Consider the following 21396-nt stretch of genomic DNA (forward strand, 5'->3'; position numbering starts at 1 on the left):
GCTTCCGGCGAAAAGATCAGCCGGTGTCGTCCGGTTCGCCGGACTCCCCCGCACGGGCGCTCTTCGCGGCCCGGGACAGCACCAGCGCCCCGAGCACCAGCCGCCGGCTGCGCCGCAGCGGGCGCGGGAAGCGGACGCGGGACCGCCGCGCCGCCGGCCGCGGCTCCGGAAGCGCCGGCCACCGGGGCGTGCCCAGCCGGGTCGGGCGGCTCCGGCCGCGCAGGATCACCGAGCGGCCGATGTCCCACTCGTCCGACTCGGCCAGATGCGCGAGGTCGAGGACGGCGGCCGAGGCGAGCACCCGCGCGTCCTCCCCCTTGGCCAGGTCGCTGAGGCGGGCCGCCTCGTTCACGGGGTCGCCGATCACCGTGTACTCGAACCGCTCCTCGGCGCCGATGTACCCGGCGACGACCGGGCCCGCGGACACGCCGATGCCCGCGTCCAGCATCGGGACCTCGGCGCGCAGCCGCACCGCCAGCTCGCGGGCCGCGCCGAGCGCCCCGCCGGCCGAGTCCTCCAGCTGGGTGGGCGCCCCGAAGATCGCGAGCGCCGCGTCCCCCTCGAACTTGTTGATCCAGCCGCCGTGCCCCGCCACGACCGCCACCACGACGCCGAAGAACCGGTTGAGCAGCCCGACCACCTCGTCCGGGCCCCGCGTGTCGGCCAGCCGGGTGGAGCCGGTGAGGTCGACGAACAGCACCGCCACCTCGCGCGTCTCGCCGCCGAGCGTGATGTCGCCGCGCTCCAGCGCCAGGTCGGCGACCTCCTCGCCGACGTGCCGTCCGAACAGGTCGCGCAGCCGTTCGTTCTCGCGGAGCCCGGCGACCATGTGGTTGAAGCCCGCCTGCAGCTGCCCGACCTCGCTCGCGTCGTACACCGCGACCTCGGCGCCGAGATCGCCCCGCTCGACCTGCGCCATCCCGGTGCGCACCGACCTGATCGGATCGGCGATCGCCTTCGTCGCCATGTAGAGGACGTAGGCCCCGGCGACCAGCGCGGCCCCGCCCACGCCCAGGATCGTGATCGCGAGCTGGGTGACGTTGATGTCCGGCGCGGCCAGCGCGGCGATCGCGACGCAGATCAGCCCGAACACCGGGATCGCCGTCCCCAGCGTCCAGGCGAGCATCACCCGCGTCGTCACGCCGGGCAGCCGGAACCGTTTCGGACGCTCCCTGCCCAGCACCAGGGCCGCCGCCGGCCGCAGCAGCCGCTCCGACAGCAGGTAGACGATCGTGCACGTCGTCGCCGCGCCGAGCAGGCACGTCAGGCCCGTCTTCACGGCCAGCCGCCCGGTGAACAGGACCAGGTCGAGCACCGCCCAGCCGAGCGCCCCCACCGCCCAGAGCGCGCCGACGAGCAGGGTCAGCCGCAGCGGCCCGAGCAGCACCGCCCGGCGCTGCAGCCGGTCGGGCTCCCCGCCGTCCCGGACGAACGTCACCACCGGACGCCACAGCCGGAGCCCCGCGACCAGCGCCACCGGCGCCGCGACGAACGGGTAGCCGAAGAACGCCAGCGCGTTGATCAACCGCACATGGTCGCGGTCGGCCAGCGGAGGATCGGGGATCACGAACGTCGCGAACAGCAGCACGACCAGCGAACCGACGACGTTCGCGACGCCCACCACGACCAGCAGGACCCATCGGACTCGGATCTCCAGCATGCTGGTCACGCGCGCCTCCGGAGGGAAGGAACCGCTCAGGGGGAATCATCCCACGGCAGGAGGGCGCCCTCTCTCAGGCGCTCGCGCCCTCCTCGGCCACCGGAACCTCCATCGGCTCGACCCGCGACGCCCTCCGCACGAACGGCCAGCCGACCACGACCAGCGCCGCCCACGCGGCCATCACGTACAGCGCGACCCTTGTGTCGGCCTCCCATGCGATCGTCACGGTGACGAACGCGAAGAACGCCAGTACCACCCAGTTCGTGTACGGCGCCCACGGCATCCGGTACGGCGACCGCGGCAGCTCCCCGGCCGCCGACCGCCGCCGGTAGATCATGTGCGCCACCAGGATGACCGTCCACACCAGCAGGGCACCCCCCGTCGACACCGACGTGATGTAGGCGAACGCCTTCTCCGGCACCACCGCGTTGACGATCACGCCGATGCCCATGACCAGCGCGGAGATGACGACGGTCAGCACGGGGACACCTCGCCCGCTCAACCGTCCGAGCACCTTCGGCCCGTCGCCGTTCACCCCGGCCGTCCGCAGCATCCGGGACGTCGAGTAGAGCCCGCCCGCGTTGCACGACGACAGCGCGGCGGTCAGCACCACGAAGTTGACGATGTCCCCGCCGCCCTTGATGCCGATCTGGTCGAACGCCAGGACGAACGGGCTCGCCCCGCCCTTGAACGCCGTCCACGGCACCACCGCGAGGATCACCAGCAGCGACCCGAGGTAGAACAGCGCGAACCGCACCGGCAGCGCGTTGATCGCCCGCGGGATGTTCTTCTCCGGATCCTTCGCCTCGCTCGCCGTCACACCCACCAGCTCGACGCCCAGGTAGGCGAACATCACCATCTGCAGCGTCATGATCGTGGCGCCGTACCCCTCGGGGAAGACCCCGCCGTGCCCCCACAGGTTCCCGACCCGCGCCGTGTCCCCGGCATCGCTGAACCCGAAGACCAGCACCCCGAGCCCCACCAGGATCATCATCACGATCGCCGCGACCTTGATCATCGCGAACCAGAACTCCAGCTCGCCGAAGAGCTTCACCGAGATCAGGTTCACCACGAACAGGACCAGCAGCGCGACCAGCGCCGTCTGCCACTGCTCGACGCCCGGCCACCACTTCTGGATGTACTGGCCGGCCGCCGTCAGCTCCGCCATGCCGGTCGTCACCCAGATGATCCAGTACGTCCAGGTCGTGGCGTAACCCCAGAAGGGCCCCAGGAACTCCCGGGCATACCCGGCGAACCCACCCTCCGTCCGGCGGTACGTCAGCAGCTCACCGAGCGCCCGCATCACGAAGAACAGCGCCAGCCCCGCCACGGCGTACGTCAAGACGAGACTCGGGCCGGCCTTGGCGATGTTCTCCCCGGCCCCGAGGAACAACCCCGTCCCGATCGTCCCGCCGATCGCCAGCATCTGGATCTGGCGAGTACCAAGCCCTCGCTGATACCCCTGGCCCGCTGGGAGCTTCGCGACCACCCGTCCCCCCTCACACACCAAACGCCACTAACCAGACACGCACAGTAACGCCCCCCGGACAGGCCAGGGCGCCCGTCACCCGGTATCAGCCCGATCCCCCTCCGTCACGATCTTGCCCCGCTCGCCCCGCGATAACCGAGTTGGCGCGCCCCTCGGCCATCGCGTATGCTCTCGGACGTCGCCAAGCGCCGGGCCACCCGGCCGAGACACCCCTCCGAAGCCGTTAAGCTCGGAGCAGCAAGGTCCTGTGGAGCAGTTAGGAGTGCTCGCCACCCTGTCAAGGTGGAGGCCGCGGGTTCAAATCCCGTCAGGACCGCCAGACGTGCGGATGCACGTCCTGGGCAGGTAGCTCAGTCGGTACGAGCGTCCGCCTGAAAAGCGGAAGGTCGGCGGTTCGACCCCGCCCCTGCCCACCACCACACCTCTGACCAGCCGAAACACGGTCAGAGGCGCTTCAGTTTCTGGCCCCGAAGCGGCCTCAAGCGGATGCACACCGCTCGAACACCTTCCGCCTATCGCCCTCGAAGATGATCAGTGCCCAGATCGGCCAACCGATCCACGTCCACCACGCTGGTCACGCCCATGATCGACTTCACCATGGCAGCCCCCCGGCTTTCGAACGCTTCGCGGCATGAGCGGGAGCCAGCCGAGGGCGATCGGTCGTCATGCGCGAGGTTGCCAGGACAGGAGGTCGTAGGCCATGGCGAGGTCGTCCGCCCACGCTGCGTCGTGGTCACGTTCGAAGGCGCTGATCAGCCGGTCGATTGTCACCTCGCGGCACAGCCAGGCGGTCAAGCCCCTGTGACGGGCATCAGCGAAATCGTGTTCGTTCACCAGCTGGGCAAGGTGGCGATCTGCGGCCGGATCAGGGATGGTGTCCCAGACGGCGAGGTATCTTCCGATGCTGTCGCCGGTCGTTGCAGCGGCCTGAAGGAATGCGGCAGCGTCAAAGAAGGCACCGATCCTTGAGGGGAACTGCCTCAGCAGGGATCGCCAGACCGCATCGAGATAGTCGTCGATCGCTTGCTGCTCGGCCGAAGGCCAGTGGCGCCATTGTTCTTTGGTCAGAGTGGACAGGACGATGCTCCCGTCGAGCTCACCGGACGTCACCATGCGCTCGAACAGCAGAGGGAGCAGGCTCTTCACATCCTCGCGGCCGCCCACCGTGCCGCCCAAGCGGAGAGTCAACGGGAGGAGGTCGTCCTCGTCGACCGGCGTCGCAGGACGGCAATGTGGGCAGCCGTCAAGCACCGCTCGACGGGGATACGGCGCGAAAACTTGGTCGAGGCGCGCCAGCACGGCCGCGAGGTCTTCGTCCACGACTTCAGGATTCCAGGTCGACGGATCGGTGCAAATGCCCGCTCATCGGCAGACCAGCGCGTTCCGGTCTGGGTCCTTGGTTCAGGTGCCGGAGGCCATGTAGCCGGGGAGGATGTAGTAGGGGTGGCGGTCGAGGTTGTTGCGGGCTCGGTCGTAGCGCATGGTGGTGCGTGGGTCTGCGTGGCGGGCGGCGATCTGTACGTCGCGTAGGTCGACGCCGGCGTCGAGCATGGTGGTCACGAAGGTGTGGCGGAGCATGTGTGGGTGCATCCGTGGCAGCCGGACGACGGATGCGGCTGCGAGCTGGCGTAGGCGGCGGGTGGCGGCGTGCCGGTCCATCCGGGCTCCGCGGGTGTTGAGCAGGATCGGCCCGGCCGGCCGGTCATCGATGGCGCGGTCGATGGCTCTGCCGACTGCTGGCGGGAGGGGGACCAGTACACTCCGGATGCCTTTGCTGATCACGCGTAGGACTCGGTGACCGTGTTCCTCGCCTAGGTCGCCGATGTCGGCGCCGGTGGCTTCGAAGATCCGCAGTCCGAGAGGAGGCCGAGCATGGCCACCAGCGCGAAGTCGTTGGGGTTGGTCGAGGCGCGTGCGGCTGACAGCAGGGCCTCGAATTGCAGATGAGAGAGTCCGAGCGTGGGCGATTCGGGTGGGACGTTGGGGCGGCGGACGTGGTCGGCGGGCGAGTGTTCGAGAATCCCGTCGATCACGCAGGTGCGGTAGAAGCCGGCCACTACTGACAGGCGTCGGGACACGGTCGAGGGCCGGAACCGGCGGATCTCCTGGAGCCACCGTACGTACATCTCCACATGCGCGCGCCGTACCGCTAAAGGCGCCAGGTGCCGTTCGGCGCACCAGTTCAGGTAGATCCGCAGGTCCGACTCGGTGTGCATGCGGGAGTCGCCCTTGTATCGGGCCAGGTAGGCGAGCGTCGCCAGCCGCAGGACGTCCCTGTCGGCGGTCCCAGCGCCGGGCGTCGCTCCCAAGAGTTCATCGAAGGAAGTCATACCTGCGACGCTGCGCCTGCATCAGACCCAAGACCAGACCGACCACACGCGGTAGAAGAGGATGCCCTGCCGAATCCTGCTGAACCTGAAGGCGGCGAAGGCATCACCCGGTCTGGATGCAGGGGCGAGCAGAGTCAAGCTGAGCACCGTTCGAGGCGGTCCAGCGCTGCCAGTGAGCTGGCGTACACCGTCACCATCGGCCACGGCGGGTTTTCGCGCTGCCCACTCCACGTCGGATGCGCGACCGCGAAGTGGTGTGGCCTGCCCCGCGCTCGGGCTTTGCTTTCATCGAGCCGGACCAAAACGTCGTCACAGGCATTGCAGGCCAGCCAGACCACCAATTCCCGACCGTGCAGGATGTGGCCGGGGCCCGATCTCTGCCCCGAGTTCGACGGCCACCACCCGTTCCCGCTCGGTACCCTCAAGGACCTGCCACCGACTGGATCGTCGGCGTCCGGGCACCAGCGAAGCGCCCCGCCACCCGGCCAAGGACATTCCACGACTTCGCCATCTCAGCCAGCCGGGCCCGGTCCGCGCAACCCAACGGCACATGGGCATCACAGAGCAGGTCCGCCATAGTCTCCACAGCCAGACCCTGCTCACCGGCATCCCACAACAGCAGCGGCTCCGACCGATCACCCAGCGGGACCGGCTCCGAAAGCCGCGCAACGAACTCGCGATCATCCTGCCGGCCTCTGTCCGTCATGGCCCGATCCCATCCCACCAACCTCGGGGCCGCAAGCAACGATCAGGCCGGGCACGGTTCACAAAGCGGATGGATGACGGGCGTCGCTGGTCCAGCGAAATGAACAATCCGTGATGGCGGCGAATTACGATCACCGAGATCGCTGTTGTGGTCTCACAGGGGTGTCTCTTCTTTCTGGCTCCCAGGTCCGACTCGGTCTACTCCGGCTGCCGTGATGTGTGGCCGGGTGCGGCCCCTCCATACCGAGTCGGGCTTCACGGCGACTGATCAGCGTACGCTGGCACTGCGCATGCAGTTGATCGCACTACGTGTTTCCACGGATTGCGGCGTCATGGCTCCCGCTGTACGCGCGAGATCAGGGCGAGCAGAGGAGTAGACGCAGTGCCACAGATGACCAAGGGCGCCAACATTGACCTGTCCGGCCTGACCACGGCGACCGGCCCGTTCACCGTGGCGTTGAGCTGGATCGATCCTTCTGGCGAAGGTGAGGCCGATGTCTCGGTGCTCTTGGTCGACGCCGATGGCAAGGTCGGCAGCGACGCCGACTTCGTCTTCTACAACCAGCCCGCCACCGCTGACGAATCGGTGCGCCTGTTGGGCAAGGCGCCCACCGCCACCGGCAGCGAGGACCGCATCCTGGTCGACCTGGGCGCGGTGCGGCCCGAGGTGCAGCGCGTTGTCATCGCCGCCAGCCGTTACGCGGGTGCGACGTTCGGCGGACTGGACGATCTGCGGCTGACCACCTCCGACAGCGCCGGAGAGGTGCTGCTGACCTTCGACATCACCGACGCCGACACCGAGACCGCGTTCATCTTCGGGGAGCTGTACCGCAGAGGCGACGGCTGGAAGTTCCGGGCGGTTGGTCAGGGCTACGAGTCCGGCCTCGCGGGCCTGGTCGCCGACTTTGGCATCAACGCCGATGACAGCGACGAGGAAGAAGCCAGCCGGACCCGCTCGCAGCGGGCCGCCGAACCCGAGCCTGACCGGCCGGAGGCTCCAGGGCCCGCCGCCGCGCCCCCGCCCGATGATTCAACGCCCACCGACGGTGACCGCCCCAAGCGGGTCCGGACGGCCAAGAAGAAGACGACCGTGCCCAAGGCTGCCAAGGTCAATCTGGCCGAGCATCCGTCCTGGCAGCATGCGCGGCTGTTCCCGGTCACGGGGCTGCGCAACGACCAGGAACGAGAAGCGCGCGCAACCGCCACGCTGCTGGCGGTGATGGCGCAGGTACCGGAGTTCGGCCGTCGCCTGACGGCCCGTTTCAACGCCCCCGCCGGCACCATTCAAACCTTCGCCGAAGCCACCTTCAAACACGGCGAGGGCAAGGTCCGCCCGGACGGTGTGCTGCGCGTGGCCAGGGCCGGAAGGATCTGGACCGCGCTCATCGAGACCAAGACCGGCGGCAACCCCCTCAAGACCGACCAGGTCGAGGCCTATCTGGGAGTGGCGGCCCGGCACGGCTACGAAACCGTGATCACCTTGTCCAACGACCTGGCTCTGGACAACGAGCATCCCTTGAAGGTCGACAAGCGGCTGCTGCGCAAGGTGGCCCTGCGGCACCTGTCCTGGGCCGAGGTCGCCCACGAGGCCGAGATGCTTTGCCGCCACGACGGCGTGGCCACCCCCATGCATGCCTGGCTGCTGGGCGAGCTGCTGGACTACCTGCGCCAGGACAACGCCGGCTGCCAGGGCTTCCGGGCCATGGGTGCCGCCTGGGTCCCGGTGCGCAACGCCGTCACCGCGGGCACCTTGCGCCTCGGTGATCGGCGCGCGATGCAGGTGGCCGAGAGCTGGGAGAAGCTGATCCGGCAACTGTGCCTGCGTCTCAGCGGGGAGACCGGCCTGGCCATCGCCCCCGTCCTCCGCAAACGACGGGACGGGGACGCCTCGGTCCGCCGCCTGCAGACCGTCACCTCCCTGGTGGAGTCCGGTCGCATGAGCGCCGAGATCCGGATCCCCAACGCCGGCGGCCCGATCCTACTCGAAGCCGACCTGCGCACCGGACAGATCGAAACCACAGTCGAGGTCCCCGCCGCAGCCCGCGCCCGTCCCCTGACCCGCGTCCAGTGGCTGCTGCGCCAGCTGAACGACGCGCCGCCCGAACTCCGCGTCGAAGCCCTCGCCCCCAAACACAAGACCGGCCCCTGCGAACTGCTCAAGAACCTCATCACCGAGCCCGGTCTTCTCGTCCCCGACACCACACCACATATCGACACCTTCCGCCTGACCCTTGCGACCGGGCTCGGAACCAAACGCGGCACCGAGGAAACCGGCTTCGTCCGCAGCATCGACACCGCCGTGGACCGCTTCCACCAAGAAATACTCCAGGTCCTGAAACCCGATCCCGCGACGGCTGCCGACACCAAGAACGCCGGCTAACTGGTCCGCGTCGTAGGTCCCTCGGGCGTACAGCCCCGACCGGCATCCGCACTCGCAAGACGGCGTTCACGTCACCTGGTTGGCTTTGAATCACCGGCACGCTAGTCATCGCAACTGGCCAGTGCAAGCACCAGTTGATCAGCACGATCGCTCTCGAGGAGGCCGGTCACGGAACGTAGGGCTCACCGACACGTGTGTTGGTTCAAGGTCGCCCTCGAGTGGCGCCGATCTTGGCCACTAAAACGAAGCGAAATGGGCGTCGCAGCTGTGCAGGTCGGCTGAGTGTGGGCGGCACCGCCAGCGATTCGTCTCGGCCACCCCGAGGTCCGTGGACCGACACCAGACCAGCGGTGATAGTCGTCCAGGTCGACGTTGCTACCGCAGATGATGGTGACCACGTGGCAGCTGGCGAAGCAGGCCGAGTCTTCCAGGACAGCGGCGACGCCACGGTCCGCTTCGCACTAGAACAATGGAGTGTCCAGGGACACCGGGCCGATCACGCGGCGAGCCGCGCGGATCCGGTCAATATCGAGGCGCGTCTTGAGCGCGACGCAACAACGTACCCGGCACAAGCGTCACCTTGACAGCTGGCACCATGAATCCGCTCCCGCCGGATCGCTCCCGCATACCCGACCATCGACGCCTACACGCCCCATCTGCGGCAGATGCGTGTGTTCGCAGGACCACTCGATCACGGGGCCATGCCGAATGTGGGTTCGGCCTCGGTTCTGTAACGCATGCCATAGACGGCCGGGGCGGTGTCCTGCGAGTCTGCATCGAGTACGGGGAGGCCCCTTTGACTCTGCCGTTATTGCCGGATGATCCTCAGCTGATTGGTCGTTACCGTCTCCTCGGGCGCCTTGGGCAGGGCGGCCAGGGCGTCGTCTATCTGGCCGAGACCGATGACCTGGGAAGGGTGGCGCTGAAGCGTCTAATTGCCGGGACCCTGGACGAGCTCGCGGACCGCAGGGCCCAGGTCAGATTCAAGCGGGAAGTGGTGGCGCTACGGCAGCTGAACGAGAAATGCACGGCTCCCATCCTGGACTGGGACCTGGACGCCGACCCGCCGTACCTGGTCAGCGTCTATGTGCCCGGCCGGTCATTGCACGAGCTGGTCGCCGGAGACGGAGCGGTGCGGCCGCTGCGGCGGGACGAGCTGGAGGGCCTAGCCGTCCGGACGATCACGGCCCTCAGCGCGGTGCACCGTAAGGGGATCATGCACCGCGACATCAAGCCGAAGAACATCCTGATCGGCCGGGACAGCAGGCCACGGATCATCGACTTCGGCGTGGCGAAGATGCTGAACAGCGACACCCAGAGCAGGGAGATCTTCGGGACTCCCGCATTCATGTCACCGGAGCAGCATCGGAACGATCGGGTCAAGACCAAGACCGATATCTACTCCTGGGCACTCACCATCCTCTTCGCCGCGGGCGGCTACGATCCCGAATCCGGAAAGTCCGATGTGAACAGGGTCGGCGATCCCCTACGCGGCATGCTCGAGGCCTGCCTCGCCGAGGACCAGGAGAAGCGTCCCAGTGCCCATGAGCTGCACTGGCAGATGACGAAGGCGGGCATCGCCCGAGCTCATGGAGCGTCGGAGGAATGGACGGCCGTCAGCGCGATGCCCTCTGGGGGCACTGCAGCGGGCCACACGCGACGCTTACTGGCCACCCCCTGGTATCTCCGGCCGTATCTCCCGATCCCGGTCAGCGTGGGTGTGACCACGGCGTTGACCACCCTGGCGTTCGTCCTGCTGGATGCCGGGGCGGAGAAGGTGCTGCCCGCCGCAGTGGGCTTGTTCGTCGTCACGTTGATGCTGTTCTCGATCGGTACGGATCCGGCGCACCACTCCCAGGTCAGGCAGGGGCGCGGGCGTCCGCGAAAGCCCACACCTCCCCCGCCGGGGTGACGGTGACGCGGCGCACGGGCTGCGGCGAGTCGGGCTTGTGGAACAGGGCCACCAGTTCTTGGGCCCGGTGGCCAGGGGTATGGCCGGTCATCTCGAGCAGCCCCCAGGCGAGCGCGCCACGCAGCGCCTGCCGGGCTGCGCCCGGGCTGTGCCCGGTCTTCTCCAGGACGGTGATCAGTTCGCGTTCGTCCCGGTCCTCGGGAAACATGCGCATGAGTTCGCGGAGCGCGACAGCGGCGGCGCGACGGCCGGGGTCGAGCCGCGGGGTTTCCTCCCTATCCACGCAGTTGTATTGCTCGTCGCGATGGGCCTTGTCGGTGCCGCGCCCTCGTCCCCGCCAGGCGATGTCAACCTGTTCCCCGGTGCGCTTCACGGCGACGACCTGCTTGAAGGTTCCCTTTGGCGGGGGCGGGTCGGGGGGGCGCACGGGTCGTGGCGGCAACGCCTCTACCGGCTCGTTTCCAGCTTCCTCCTCCTGCCGGTTCATCCGCGCGCGCCTCAGCCATTCCGCGTCTTTATTCTCAAACTCGCGCTGCCGACGCTTGATCAATTGGTCGTGCTGACGCTCCTGCCCTGCGATGACGCTACTGGGGCAAACCCACATCCCGGCCGTGATCTCACCGGCTGGGCGCCGAATGCTGATCTCGGGCTTGCGCTGCGCCGCTGCGCCGTCCTTCCCTTTGCGTAAGGCCCACATCCGGAGCAAGGTCGAGCCGTTGGCGAACCACCCGGCCGTCGCGCCGACGGCCACCCCGACCGGCACCGCCCACCAGCTGGCGAGCGGGAGGAACAAGACGGCCTCCACGAGGCCCGCGCCTAGCCCCAGCATCCCCTTCGCGGCACGGGTCCCGACGCGCGATTCTGTCCAGACGCTGCCCACGATCAGCTCGGGCGCGATTCGTAAGCGCCCCTCCCCTGCACCGCTCACGCCCCGACGATAACCCGGCATTTCCGGGCAGTCTGTGAAACCACAACGTGCTCCGACCCCGCTGCGGACTCACCCGAACCGAGGTTTTCAAGACAAGCGCGGGTCCCGCGCGGCAGACCGGGCCAGGTGGACACGCAGGCGTACCGGAGGTCGTAGACCCTCTTGGCGAGCAGTGAGGCGTACTCGGCGTCACTGAGCACCGCCTTGCGGGCCGCATCCCACGCGCGGCGGTTGGTGATGCTCGCCAGGGCAGGCACACGACGTTCCTACCAGAACGATTTTCGCCACGAGGGTGACGGCAACCCTGACGGCAACGACGGCAACCAGTCGGCACCACCGGCGCACGTCAGCTACCTTCTGACCTCGGCCTACGGGGTCGTGGCAGGGTGGTTGCTACTTCTGAAAAGCGGAAGGTCGGCGGTTCGACCCCGCCCCTGCCCACCACATCTGACCAGCTAAAAGGCTCGGAACCTGATCAGGTTCCGAGCCTTTTGACAGCAACGGCCTCAGCCGAGCGCATCCCCCAGCTTCCCGAGCGCCGCCCGCTTCTCATCAGGCGCCGCGTGAGCGTAGATCGTCATCGTCACTTCGATGTCGCTGTGCCCGACGATGTCCCGGACGATGTGCGGCGGGATGCCGAGGGCCAGGAGCAGCGAGACGCAGATGTGCCGCATGTCGTGGAACCGCATCGACTCCAGCCCGGCCGTTTCCCGGATACGGCCCCGGCTACGGCGGAGGTTGTCCGGCTCCATGGGCGTACCGAGGCGGAACGGGAAGTCGAGTCCCGAGTTCTGCCAGTTCGGCCAGGCGTCCGCCCGTTCGGCGTCCTGGCGGACCTGGTGCTCACACAGAGCGGTGATGCACCGGTCCGGCAGCGGCACCGTGCGCTTGGAGTCGTCGGTCTTGGGGCCAGACGAACCGCAGCGCTCGCCCGACGCGTTGAAGCGTCTTGACCACTTCCAGCGTCGCCGACTCGATGCCGCTCTCTCCGCAGCGTCCGAACGGCTCACCGTCGAGGGTGCCGCCTTCACCGCCGCAGGCGCGGCAGCCGACGAGCCGGACGTCATCCCACCACAGCCCGAGCAGCTCCCCGCGCCGCAGGCCGAGGCATAGCGCCAGCACGCCGTTCGTCTTTGGCCGCCTTGAGGACGTCGCGCGCCTGGTCGACCGTGAGCCCCCGGTTGACCCCGTATTTCGGCGTGGTGACCGTGACCAGCTTGGCCACGTTGCGCGGGATGATCTCCTCGCGGACGGCCGTCTGCAGGGCGTTGCGCAGGACCGCATGAACGAACTGGATCATGCGCGACGATAGCCGGGACTGGCAGGACTCCCCGCCCTCGAGAGCGCAGCAGCGGGGCACCTCGCAGGACGCATCCCACTCGTTGCAGCAGCACTGGCACGCCTCCCGGATGCGGGTCAGGGACAGGCGCACGTCACGAGCCGTGAGCTTCCCGCAGCGACCTGGCCGCACGCTCGCGCGAGATCCGCACCGCACTGCGCACCGAGCACCTGAGCCAGCCCGAGGTCGTCACCAACGCCTACGCCGCGTCGGTGCGTGCTCTGCTGGCCGTACTGGACGTCATCAATACCCAGGTCAAGCCCCTTCAAGGGCAGGTCGAGGCACATTTGGGCAGAACCCCGGCCGCTGAGATCGTCCTGTCCCAGCCCGGCCTGGGGCAGATCCTCGGCGCCCGGGTGCTTGCAGAGTTCGGCGACGACCCCGACCGCTACGCCACCGCCAAGGCCCGCAAGAACTACGCCGGCACCAGCCCGATCACTCGCGCGTCCGGGAAGAAGAAGGCCGTCCTGGCCCGGTTCGTCCACAACGACCGGCTCATCGACGCCCTGATGACCCAGCCTCGATCGCCCTGCGCCACTCGCCCGGCGCCCGCCGCTACTACGACAAGCTCAGAGCCCGCGGAGCCGGGTACAACACCGCCCTGCGCCAGCTCGCCAACCGGCTCGTCGGCATCCTGCACGGCTGCCTCAAAACCGGCACGCCCTACGACGAAGCGACCGCCTGGTCGCACCACGTCCAGAACGCTACGACTTGACACAGTTAACTCCTGGGATTTTTTTCAGGTGCTGCGGTGGTACGGCTTGGTGCAGACCGCACCCCCGTACTTCGACGTGCACACCCTCAACCACATCTTCCGATTCTCGGGATAATCGAGCTGCCACTCCACGGTCTGGCGGCCGTGCGAATAGCGCCTTTCCGTGCCGAACCCCTCGACCCAGATCTCGGCCATCGTCCAGTGGTCGTTGTTGAAGTGGTCGTGGACTTTCAGATATTCGCCGGAGGGCTGGAATGACGCCGCCACACTGTCGCCGTTGTTTTTCCTGGCGACGGCGTAGACGTAATTGGGTCCGCCGTCGATCACCGCGTAGCCGCCGAAGCAGTGCCAGGTGCTGTGACCGCTGGGGCAGCTGCTTCGCTGCGTCGCACCGGAATCGCCGGTCGGCTGGGTGACGGTGGAGTCGTTCGGAGTCTGGCGGCTGTCGGCCGCGGCGCTGCCGGTCATGCCGGTGAACGCGCTGACGGCGACGACCGCGGCTGCGCCCGCGCCGATGATTCTTCGTGAGATGAGCATGCCGGCCCCCGTATCTCGGTGATCACGTACAACCCCAGTAGACGCTGCTCACGCTGACGAAGTTCGCGGCCATTTTCGGCCGGGGCCGAGCTGTGAATCGACATCAGCCGGGCCCGCGCTCAACGGGTGGAAGCATTCGGGCTGGTGAGTGGCTCGGCAAAGACTTCTTTGGGCTTCTTGAACCCGAAGATAGCGCGGGGTCGGTCGTTGAGTCGTCGGTGACGGCTTGCAGGTACTCCGGGTCGCCCGTGATCGTGGCACCTTTGGGGAATATTCGCGTAGCCAGCGGTTGGTGTTCTCGTTGATGCCGCGTTTCCAGGGACAGTGCGGGTGGGCGAATTACACCGGCAGGTCGGCCTTGAGGGTGACGGCGGCGTGTTCGGCCATCTCCGACCCGCAGTCCCAGGTCAGCGAGCGCCGCAGCACGTCCGGCAGGTCCTGACCTGGTCGATGACGGCCTCGGACACGGTGGCGGCGTCGCGGCCGGCCAGCGGCACCAGCACCACGAACCGCGATACCCGCTCGACCAGCGTCCCCACGGCGGTCTTGCCGTCCTTGCCGATCACTAGATCGCCCGCCCAGTGTCCGGGGACCTGCCGTCTGTGGGGTCGGCGGGCCGATCGTCGATCCACCGGATGCCATTGATCCGTGGCGCCCGTGGGGCACGACCGTGAGCGGACTTGCGGCGGGTGCGACCTGAGCGCAGCGCCAGCCCTTGGCGGGCCAGCTCACCCTTGGGCAGTGCGTAGATCCAGCCGTAGATAGCCTCGTGCGACACATCAACAGCCTGGTCTTCGGGATGGTCGAGGGGCGTTGACAGGTCTGACGCTCCCGAGCCGCGGGGACGCCGAGACCCACTCAGGCCGAGGACGAGCCGCCCGCCCGCCTCGTGGTCATACTGGGCTGGTGCGTGCTGCGGTTCGGATGCGGTATGGCGGCCCGGAGGTCATTCGATGAGCTGCTGGGGGCCGGGCCGGCGCCACACCAGCAGGAGCCGGAGGTGGTCACCGGACGGACTCATCCGGGATCCGAAGGCCGGCAGCAGCGGCTTGCCCACCACGCGCACCTGCTCAAGGTCGATCCAGATGCGATGCGACCCGCCCCGGTCGTCGGGGGCGTCGCTCTGCACGCCCTCCAGCCCGATCATGCGCAGGATCGGGATGATCGCCGTGCGGAGGTTGCCCGCGGTCTTGGAGCCCAGCCCGCACGCCTTCCACTGCCGAAGACCTTCCCGGGCGTCCTCGCGGCGGGCGTTGCGGAGCTCGGGGATGCGGATGTCCGCCCCCGCAGCAGTTCGGCCAGATCCGGGTCTTCGACGTCCCAGCCAACGCGCAGCGCGTCCATCAACCCGGTCAAGAATTCACTGGTCTCCTGTGTGCGGGCGCGGCTCCCCGCTCGCCCAGCGCCGGCGGCGGACATCAAGGCCGAAGCACACCGCCGCAACCCCGAACTGGCCGCCCCCGAGCGCCAGGCCCAGGCTCGCGCCGAACTGGACGCCTACGTCGCCGGCCACCACCTCAAGGAGCTTCGCAAGGCCATCGGCAAGACGCAGGCCGAGGTCGCCCAGATCCTGGGGGTCTCCCAGTCCCGCGTCTCCCAGATCGAGAACGGCAACCTCGAAGCCATGGAACTGGAAACGCTCCGCGCCTACGCCACCGCACTCGGAGGACACCTGGACATCACCGTCAGCGTCGGCCCCCACTCAATCAAGGTCGCCTGAAAGCCCCAAGCGGTGACGGCAACGACGGCAGCCAACCAGCACCACGGGCGCACGTCGGGCACCGTCTGACCTCGGTGGATGGCACTGCGGCAGGGTAGTTGCTACTTCTGAAAAGCGGAAGGTCGGCGGTTCGACCCCGCCCGTGCCCACCTGGTCCTCTGACCAGCGGAAACACCGGTGACTGATTGATCATCGTCGGTGTATACCGCTTGAACAGAGGAAAACCATCTCCCGATGGGTACCGCCCGTACGCGGCGCCCGATGGACCTCCGAGCAGGTACCTTCCAGCCCGCGATCAACTCGTTCATCCTCCACCTCAACGCCGAGGGGAAGTCCCCCCAAGGGCATTGCGCGGCCAGCAAACCGGCTGACCGCAGGGCGGGTGCCGGTCCGTCTGTTGCCGTCACCTCTGCAAACGATCGTGCCGGAGTTCACCGCGTCCCGAAGGACCAAGTACGGCATCCCGCATGCGGTCGCCTGCCGGGCTTTGGAGGTCTCGCAGTCCTGGCTCTACAGGTGGATCAAACGTAGGCTGACCGCTCGCGAGCAGCGACGGAACCGGCTGGATGAGCAGATCCAGCGGCTGTTCACCGCCTCGGGCGGCACCTACGGGTCCCCGCGGATCGCCCGTGACCTGCGGGACGAGGGGCGGAGGGGTGTCGGCCAACACCGTCGCCGCTCGGATGGTCGAGCTCGGCCTGGCCGGGCGGGCACCCTGACGGCGCAGGTCGCTGACGCGCCAGGGAAGGCGACCGGTGGCACCGGATCTGGTGCGCCGCAACTTCGCCGCGGTGGCACCGGATGTGCCGTGGTGCGGGGACGTGACGCTGATCGACACCGGCGAGGGGCCGCTCTACCTCGCGACGACCGAGGACCTGTTCTCTCGCCGTCTGCTCGGCCACGCCATGTCGGCCACCACGACGCGGCCCTGGTGGCGGCGTCGCTACAGATGGCGGCCGCGACCAGAGGTGGCGACGTCGACGGGGTGATCTTCCATACCGATCGCGGGGCGGAGTACACCGCGGCCAAGACCGCAGCCGCGTGCCGCCGGCACGGCTGACGGGATAGAGGTAAGCCCGACACGACTGGTCCTTTGCGTCAGGGCCAGTTCGCAGACCATGTGGACCTCACGCGTGCGGGTCTGGGTGTCACCGGCCTGTTCAGCGTGGTGCCGGGACCTTCGCGGTGAGATGGGCCACCAGCTGCGCGGGCGCGTCCTCCTGAAGGAGGTGGCCGGCTCCCTCGATCCAGTGAAGCTCGGCGTGCGGGATCCTCTCGTGCAGCCACTCGGCGTACCGCGGGGGAAGGATGCGGTCCTCGCGGCCCCAGATGAGGCGCACCGGCAGCGAGATGTCGTCCAGCAGATGCTCGTACGCGGCCGTGTCCACCTCCTTGATCTGGCTGTACTGGCGGTAGAACGCGGCCTGCCCCTCGACGCCCCGCCACGGCGCAAGGAAAGCGTCGAGGATCCCCGGCCGGAAGCCGATATGCGTGGCGTGGCGTAGATGGCTGGCCACCAGTGCCTCGTGGGCGTAATCGGGAAGCTGCCGGAAGACGTCCGCCTGCTCCAGGATGAGCTGGAACAGTCCTCTCTCCCACCGGCCGCCGCTCACCGCGTCGAAGAGGGTGAGATCCCCGAAGCCCGCCCCTTCCAGCAGCAGTGCCCGCAACGCGACCGCTCCGCCGATGTCGTGGGCGATGACGCTCGGGCGAGACAGTCCCCAGTGGCCCAGGAGCCGGCTGAAGTTCCTGGCATGAGCGGCCAGGCTGAGGTCCTGGCCTTCACGTTTGTCCGACTGACCGAACCCCAGATGGTCGAAAACGAAGACCTTGCGGGTCAGAGCGAGCGCCGGTGCGATGTCCCGCCACAGAAGGGACGAGTAGGGGGTGCCGTGCACGAGCACGACAGGGTCGCCGCTGCCCATGGCCGCCCACCGCACGACCCCGTCAGGCGTCCGGAACTCTTCGCCCAGCCTCCAGTCCACGGTCACCCTCCTGTTCGATCGGATACGGCACTGACCGCCATCCCCGCGGAGGCAACCCGATATTCCTGACGCGAGCTCCAGCGCGCACGTTCAGAAGGCCACAGTGCGAGGAATGTCCGCCACACTGACTACCTTGAATTCAAGTCTGAGCGCGAGACCGGGGATTGCGAAGTGCCAAGACCCATCCGATCGGACGGCCCTGGGACCCCCACGCACGCTCATGCCGCGATCCGGCGGACCGCTGTGGTCATCGCGCACAGCCCGGCGCCCGGACAGGTCTTCAGTGCTCGTTGCCCGCACGCAGCCAGGCGATGTAGTCGGCGACCGCGCGTTGGGTGTCGTATTCGGGCTGGTAACCGGTGTCGTGCTGGAGCCGGGTGATGTCGAGGTGGTTCTGCCGTGCGTCCCCTCCGGTGGGCAGTTCGACCCGGGCGTCCGGCACCGCCTGTTTGATCGCGGCGATGATCTCGGCGTTGGTCGTCGCGCGGCCGGACGCGACGTTGTAGGTGCGGTGGTCGAGCCGCTCTGCGAGCTGAAGGAGCGCGATGGCACGGGCGGTGTCCTTCACGTAGCACAGGTCGATCGAGTCTTCCGCGTGCGCGGGCCCGGGGAGCGTGGACAGGTCCGGTTCGGTTCCGCGAACGGCGGCATGGACGAGTTCGGGAGCCGCGAAGAACAGGGCGCCGTGGGGGTCGCGCGGACCCCAGGTGCCGGAGATGCGGTAGTTGACGACATCGATGCCGGCGGCGTCGGCCAGGTGACCGTTGAGCAGCTCACCGATCTTCTTGAAGGTCGGGATCAGGTGGGCTGAGGTCATCACCAGCGGCATGTCCTCGCACAGCGGCCCCTCTCCGGCCCCCAGCGGGCCATCGCCCGCGATGCCGCCGTAGACACCGATCGTGCTCGCCACACCCACCCGGTGCACGTCCCACTCGTAGGCGGCCTGAAAGACGTTGAACAGGCCGCCCAGGGCCTTCCGCGCAGCCTCGACGGGCTGCTCGGAGTCGGGCGGCCACGGCATCGAGCCCGCGAGATGCAGGATGCCGGTGATCTGGTGACGCCTGCCGATGTCGAGCAACGCGCTCAGATCGGTGATGTCGGCCCGCTCGACCGCCACCTGCCCGCCCGCGAGATAGGCCGGCACTTCGCCCGTCCGGCGCTGGACCAGCACGCAGCTCTCGCCGACGTCCAACAGTGCGCGCACGGTGTGGGAACCGATGAATCCCAGACCTCCGGTCACCAAGATCATTTGCTTCTCACTTCCTGTCGCTTTACTGATTATCAGTAACACTGACGATCAGGCTAGCGGTAGAGTCCTTCCGTGTCTAGCAGTGATGGGCCGGGCCCCGAGCTGAGCAGGAACCTCGTCTACCTGCTCAAGCATGCGCACCTTCGGATGGCGGAACTGGCCACGAACGCGGTGGCGCCGTACGGCATCGACGGGCGTGAGCTGGGGGTCCTGCTCTGCCTGGCCGGCCGCGAACCGGCGTCCCAGCAACAGGCGGCGCAGCGGCTGGGCATCGACCGCACCACGATGGTCGCGATGCTGGACGCCCTGGAGGGCAAAGGTCTAGTGTCACGTCACCCGCACGCGGAAGACCGCCGCCGCAACGTCGTCGAACTGACCGATGCCGGCCGCGAGACCCTCCGCCAGGCCACCGACGCCAACGACAAAGCCGAGCGCGAATTCCTGGCGCCCCTCACCCCGAAGGCCGCCGAGCACCTACGAAACTCCCTACAGAAGCTTGCACTCCCCTCACACGACTAGGCCCCCAGAGTCCCTCGATCACATCCGAAAGGGATATCGCGGGCCAGGCCGGTCGGTAGCCACGAGAGCTGGGCATGGCCTCTCGTCCATCGGCACAGCGGTCTTCCACCCGACCCGCGCAACCGCTACCCGCAGCGGCACCTATACAGCCCGACCCATGTCAACAACCCGGACGCGCTTTTCTGTCGCAGTCCGCGCATCTCTGCCGCCGGCCCACCCGCGGACTCCGCGACCGCCCGAGCACGGAAGCACCAGGGCCCGCTAATCGGGCGCCTCGGCGAGCGACAGGCTGTTCCCGTCAGGGTCCAGCACGACCACGTGGCGCACGCCGTTGCTGTAGGTCTCCACGGGTTCGTGGCCGATACCGTGCGCGGCGAGACGGGCGAGAATCTCGTCGAGGTCGGTCACGCCCAACGTCACCATGGCCTTTCCCACCCGCTCGGCCAGCACGTCCCGATCGTCGACGACCACCCAGGCGTTCGGCCCGACCTGCTACAGGTACTCCTCGCCGATCGCCTCATCCGCCGCACGCCCGAAGAACGCCCCGTACCACCCCAGTGCCCTGGCACTGTCACTCACCGGCATGACGCTGTACAGGTCCACTCAGACAACTCCCCCCGTTCGCTTCGGAAGTTCCGACCACACTCGCATCCGGAACTCACCGCAGCGCCCGCCCAGCTTCCGGACGAAGGTCGGCGGTTCGACCCCGCCCCTGCCCACCTCCACACCCGTACACCAGCTCCGCGGACGCAACCGGGACGCGGTCAGGTCAGGCTGAGCCAGACCACGAACGGGACGGGGATCAGTGCGGCCATGCCGAGCCAGGCTCCGAGTTGCCGCCCCCTGCGTCGGAGCGGCAAGAGCACGTCCACGGCGAGCACCAGTGCCAGCAGCGCTACTCCGGTCACCACCAGGAGGAGCATGACGACCGGCGCGTGATCAAGAGTCGGGTGGTAGCAGTTGGTCAGCCCGGGTTTGATCACGTCCTGGCTGCTCCTGCAGTCCATCGGCAGGTACTCGGTCCAGAGCCATCTCGCCAGGTAGAGCGGAAGCATCGCGGGCACTCCCAAGGCGAGGTTGGCCAGGCCGGGCGCCCAGAGGCCGCCCCTTGCACGACCGTCCTGATCGGCATCCGCCGCGGCTCGATGCCCGCCCATCCCGCACTCCCCCTGTCCGTACGGATGCCTGGTTCAACGTCCGAAATCTGTCCCGTGACCACCACGACGGGAAGCGGCCACTCCCCGCACGGAGGCGATGCGGCCACCGTCTCATGGGCAGCCGAACGCCACCAGCAACATCACGGTTGATGAAACGAGTGCGGCTGGTGGGCCGGCGAGTGACCGCCGAGCAGGATCGGGACGCCCTGGCCCGTCTTATCGAGTACGACGCCGACCCGTTCGAGGTCGAGTTGTACGAGTTGGCGTCCGACCCGCGAACGTTGCTCGTCGACCGTGCCCAGCGACGTCGAGCGGGACTGCACGAGCGGCATGCGCGGCGTCTCGAAGCCCGACGTCAGCGCCAACGCAGCTGACGGCAAGAGCCCCGTGCAAGGGGCGCCAGCAGCAGCCGGGCACCCTCTACCTCGGGCAAGCGCCCTACCAACCGGGACGGTTGCAACTTCTGAGCAGCCGAAGGTCGGCGGTTCGGCCCGGCCCTGCTCACCACCGAGCTAACGCTCACTTCGCGGCTACTTGTTTCATTGCCTCAGGATCGGTGCCCGGCCAGGCTCGGTCCAGGCGCCTGGGCCGTCGCTCTCTCTCTGCGGCTGCCCACGCTGGTCGGGTGGCTCTCTCATGGCCTGCGCGGTCCGGGCGTCGCCCCAGGGCGGGGAGAGGCTCAAGAGGGGTTTGCTCTGCTCGAAGTAGCGGTGCCCTCCCGGCTCGACGACCAGGCGATGGATCGAGCATCGGAGGACGCGCATGGACCCA

The 21396-nt window shown here is 68.2% G+C and carries 23 protein-coding genes, 2 tRNA genes and 1 pseudogene; 9 read left to right on the plus strand and 17 right to left on the minus strand.

Going from position 1 to position 21396, the window contains the following annotated elements:
* Window positions 1-16: 16 nt before the first annotated feature.
* Both K8Z49_RS26155 and K8Z49_RS26160 read right to left on the minus strand, forming a co-directional pair.
* Window positions 17-1660: an adenylate/guanylate cyclase domain-containing protein gene (locus tag K8Z49_RS26155; RefSeq protein ID WP_083598492.1), complete on the minus strand. Its 1644-nt coding sequence runs from the start codon at window positions 1658-1660 to the stop codon at window positions 17-19.
* Window positions 1661-1733: 73 nt separating this feature from the next.
* On the minus strand, window positions 1734-3167 hold the full coding sequence (locus K8Z49_RS26160; RefSeq protein WP_412515458.1) for an amino acid permease: 1434 nt from the start codon (window positions 3165-3167) through the stop codon (window positions 1734-1736).
* Window positions 3168-3390: 223 nt separating this feature from the next.
* Between K8Z49_RS26160 and K8Z49_RS26165 the strand changes: the two genes are divergently transcribed.
* Window positions 3391-3468 (plus strand) — tRNA-Asp (locus tag K8Z49_RS26165).
* A gap of 20 nt (window positions 3469-3488) precedes the next feature.
* A tRNA-Phe gene (locus tag K8Z49_RS26170) sits at window positions 3489-3565 on the plus strand.
* A 247-nt stretch (window positions 3566-3812) separates the two neighbouring features.
* On the opposite strand, the gene K8Z49_RS26175 is transcribed toward K8Z49_RS26170, so the two are convergent.
* The 4 genes from K8Z49_RS26175 to K8Z49_RS26190 all read right to left on the minus strand — a co-directional run bounded on the left by K8Z49_RS26175 (window position 3813) and on the right by K8Z49_RS26190 (window position 6185).
* Complete coding sequence (locus K8Z49_RS26175; protein ID WP_412515459.1) at window positions 3813-4469, minus strand: hypothetical protein; 657 nt, start codon at window positions 4467-4469, stop codon at window positions 3813-3815.
* Window positions 4470-4550: 81 nt separating this feature from the next.
* A complete protein-coding gene (locus K8Z49_RS26180; RefSeq protein WP_412521166.1) occupies window positions 4551-5003 on the minus strand; it encodes a tyrosine-type recombinase/integrase in 453 nt (150 codons plus the stop codon).
* Entirely contained in the window at window positions 4961-5479 is a 519-nt protein-coding gene (locus K8Z49_RS26185; RefSeq protein WP_412521331.1) for a tyrosine-type recombinase/integrase, read from the minus strand. The genes K8Z49_RS26180 and K8Z49_RS26185 overlap by 43 nt, the downstream gene beginning before the upstream one ends.
* A gap of 421 nt (window positions 5480-5900) precedes the next feature.
* Window positions 5901-6185 (minus strand): hypothetical protein, encoded by a 285-nt coding sequence (locus K8Z49_RS26190; protein WP_412515460.1) that lies wholly within the window; start codon window positions 6183-6185, stop codon window positions 5901-5903.
* Between the two features lie 390 nt (window positions 6186-6575).
* On the opposite strand from K8Z49_RS26190, the gene K8Z49_RS26195 reads away from it, so the two are divergent.
* Complete coding sequence (locus tag K8Z49_RS26195; RefSeq protein ID WP_412521168.1) at window positions 6576-8564, plus strand: TerD family protein; 1989 nt, start codon at window positions 6576-6578, stop codon at window positions 8562-8564.
* Between the two features lie 796 nt (window positions 8565-9360).
* Window positions 9361-10476 (plus strand): serine/threonine-protein kinase, encoded by a 1116-nt coding sequence (locus K8Z49_RS26200; protein WP_412515461.1) that lies wholly within the window; start codon window positions 9361-9363, stop codon window positions 10474-10476.
* Here the strand turns inward: K8Z49_RS26200 and K8Z49_RS26205 are convergent.
* The 3 genes from K8Z49_RS26205 to K8Z49_RS26215 form a co-directional block, all read right to left on the minus strand.
* Complete coding sequence (locus K8Z49_RS26205; RefSeq protein WP_024934269.1) at window positions 10424-11404, minus strand: hypothetical protein; 981 nt, start codon at window positions 11402-11404, stop codon at window positions 10424-10426. The genes K8Z49_RS26200 and K8Z49_RS26205 overlap by 53 nt on opposite strands.
* A 506-nt stretch (window positions 11405-11910) precedes the next feature.
* Window positions 11911-12471: a site-specific integrase gene (locus K8Z49_RS26210; protein WP_412515462.1), complete on the minus strand. Its 561-nt coding sequence runs from the start codon at window positions 12469-12471 to the stop codon at window positions 11911-11913.
* A complete protein-coding gene (locus K8Z49_RS26215; RefSeq protein WP_235206299.1) occupies window positions 12468-12704 on the minus strand; it encodes a hypothetical protein in 237 nt (78 codons plus the stop codon). The genes K8Z49_RS26210 and K8Z49_RS26215 overlap by 4 nt, the downstream gene beginning before the upstream one ends.
* Window positions 12705-13099: 395 nt before the next feature.
* Between K8Z49_RS26215 and K8Z49_RS26220 the strand changes: the two genes are divergently transcribed.
* Window positions 13100-13573, plus strand: coding sequence for a transposase (locus K8Z49_RS26220; protein ID WP_412521170.1), 474 nt, complete (start codon window positions 13100-13102; stop codon window positions 13571-13573).
* Here K8Z49_RS26220 and K8Z49_RS26225 read toward each other — a convergent pair.
* The 3 genes from K8Z49_RS26225 to K8Z49_RS26235 all read right to left on the minus strand — a co-directional run bounded on the left by K8Z49_RS26225 (window position 13483) and on the right by K8Z49_RS26235 (window position 15142).
* Complete coding sequence (locus K8Z49_RS26225; RefSeq protein ID WP_412515463.1) at window positions 13483-13995, minus strand: hypothetical protein; 513 nt, start codon at window positions 13993-13995, stop codon at window positions 13483-13485. The two genes, K8Z49_RS26220 and K8Z49_RS26225, sit on opposite strands and share 91 nt — an antisense overlap.
* A gap of 407 nt (window positions 13996-14402) precedes the next feature.
* Entirely contained in the window at window positions 14403-14561 is a 159-nt protein-coding gene (locus K8Z49_RS26230) for a hypothetical protein (RefSeq protein WP_412515464.1), read from the minus strand.
* Between the two features lie 380 nt (window positions 14562-14941).
* Complete coding sequence (locus K8Z49_RS26235) at window positions 14942-15142, minus strand: hypothetical protein (RefSeq protein ID WP_177287944.1); 201 nt, start codon at window positions 15140-15142, stop codon at window positions 14942-14944.
* Between the two features lie 228 nt (window positions 15143-15370).
* Between K8Z49_RS26235 and K8Z49_RS26240 the strand changes: the two genes are divergently transcribed.
* The 3 genes and pseudogenes from K8Z49_RS26240 (at window position 15371) to K8Z49_RS26250 (ending at window position 16704) form a co-directional block, all read left to right on the plus strand.
* Window positions 15371-15715, plus strand: coding sequence for a helix-turn-helix domain-containing protein (locus K8Z49_RS26240; RefSeq protein ID WP_412515465.1), 345 nt, complete (start codon window positions 15371-15373; stop codon window positions 15713-15715).
* A 421-nt stretch (window positions 15716-16136) separates the two neighbouring features.
* A pseudogene (locus K8Z49_RS26245) lies at window positions 16137-16376 on the plus strand (IS3 family transposase); the annotation flags it as partial.
* Between the two features lie 94 nt (window positions 16377-16470).
* Complete coding sequence (locus K8Z49_RS26250; protein ID WP_412521333.1) at window positions 16471-16704, plus strand: hypothetical protein; 234 nt, start codon at window positions 16471-16473, stop codon at window positions 16702-16704.
* Between the two features lie 171 nt (window positions 16705-16875).
* On the opposite strand, the gene K8Z49_RS26255 is transcribed toward K8Z49_RS26250, so the two are convergent.
* Both K8Z49_RS26255 and K8Z49_RS26260 read right to left on the minus strand, forming a co-directional pair.
* On the minus strand, window positions 16876-17700 hold the full coding sequence (locus tag K8Z49_RS26255; RefSeq protein WP_412515466.1) for an alpha/beta fold hydrolase: 825 nt from the start codon (window positions 17698-17700) through the stop codon (window positions 16876-16878).
* Between the two features lie 280 nt (window positions 17701-17980).
* Entirely contained in the window at window positions 17981-18949 is a 969-nt protein-coding gene (locus tag K8Z49_RS26260; RefSeq protein ID WP_075024132.1) for an NAD-dependent epimerase/dehydratase family protein, read from the minus strand.
* Between the two features lie 72 nt (window positions 18950-19021).
* Here K8Z49_RS26260 and K8Z49_RS26265 point away from each other — a divergent pair, with 72 nt between their 5' ends.
* Window positions 19022-19468, plus strand: a complete 447-nt coding sequence (locus tag K8Z49_RS26265; protein ID WP_024934265.1) for a MarR family winged helix-turn-helix transcriptional regulator — start codon at window positions 19022-19024, stop codon at window positions 19466-19468.
* 261 nt (window positions 19469-19729) lie between these two features.
* Here K8Z49_RS26265 and K8Z49_RS26270 read toward each other — a convergent pair whose 3' ends face one another.
* The 3 genes from K8Z49_RS26270 to K8Z49_RS26280 form a co-directional block, all read right to left on the minus strand.
* On the minus strand, window positions 19730-19939 hold the full coding sequence (locus K8Z49_RS26270; RefSeq protein WP_412515467.1) for a VOC family protein: 210 nt from the start codon (window positions 19937-19939) through the stop codon (window positions 19730-19732).
* A 293-nt stretch (window positions 19940-20232) separates the two neighbouring features.
* The gene (locus tag K8Z49_RS26275; protein ID WP_412515468.1) at window positions 20233-20625 is read right to left on the minus strand and encodes a hypothetical protein; all 393 of its coding nucleotides are present in this window, start codon (window positions 20623-20625) and stop codon (window positions 20233-20235) included.
* Between the two features lie 140 nt (window positions 20626-20765).
* Complete coding sequence (locus K8Z49_RS26280; protein WP_412515469.1) at window positions 20766-20990, minus strand: hypothetical protein; 225 nt, start codon at window positions 20988-20990, stop codon at window positions 20766-20768.
* Between the last annotated feature and the right edge of the window lie 406 nt (window positions 20991-21396).

Source organism: Actinomadura madurae (assembly GCF_047130825.1).
Lineage (GTDB): Bacteria > Actinomycetota > Actinomycetes > Streptosporangiales > Streptosporangiaceae > Spirillospora > Spirillospora madurae.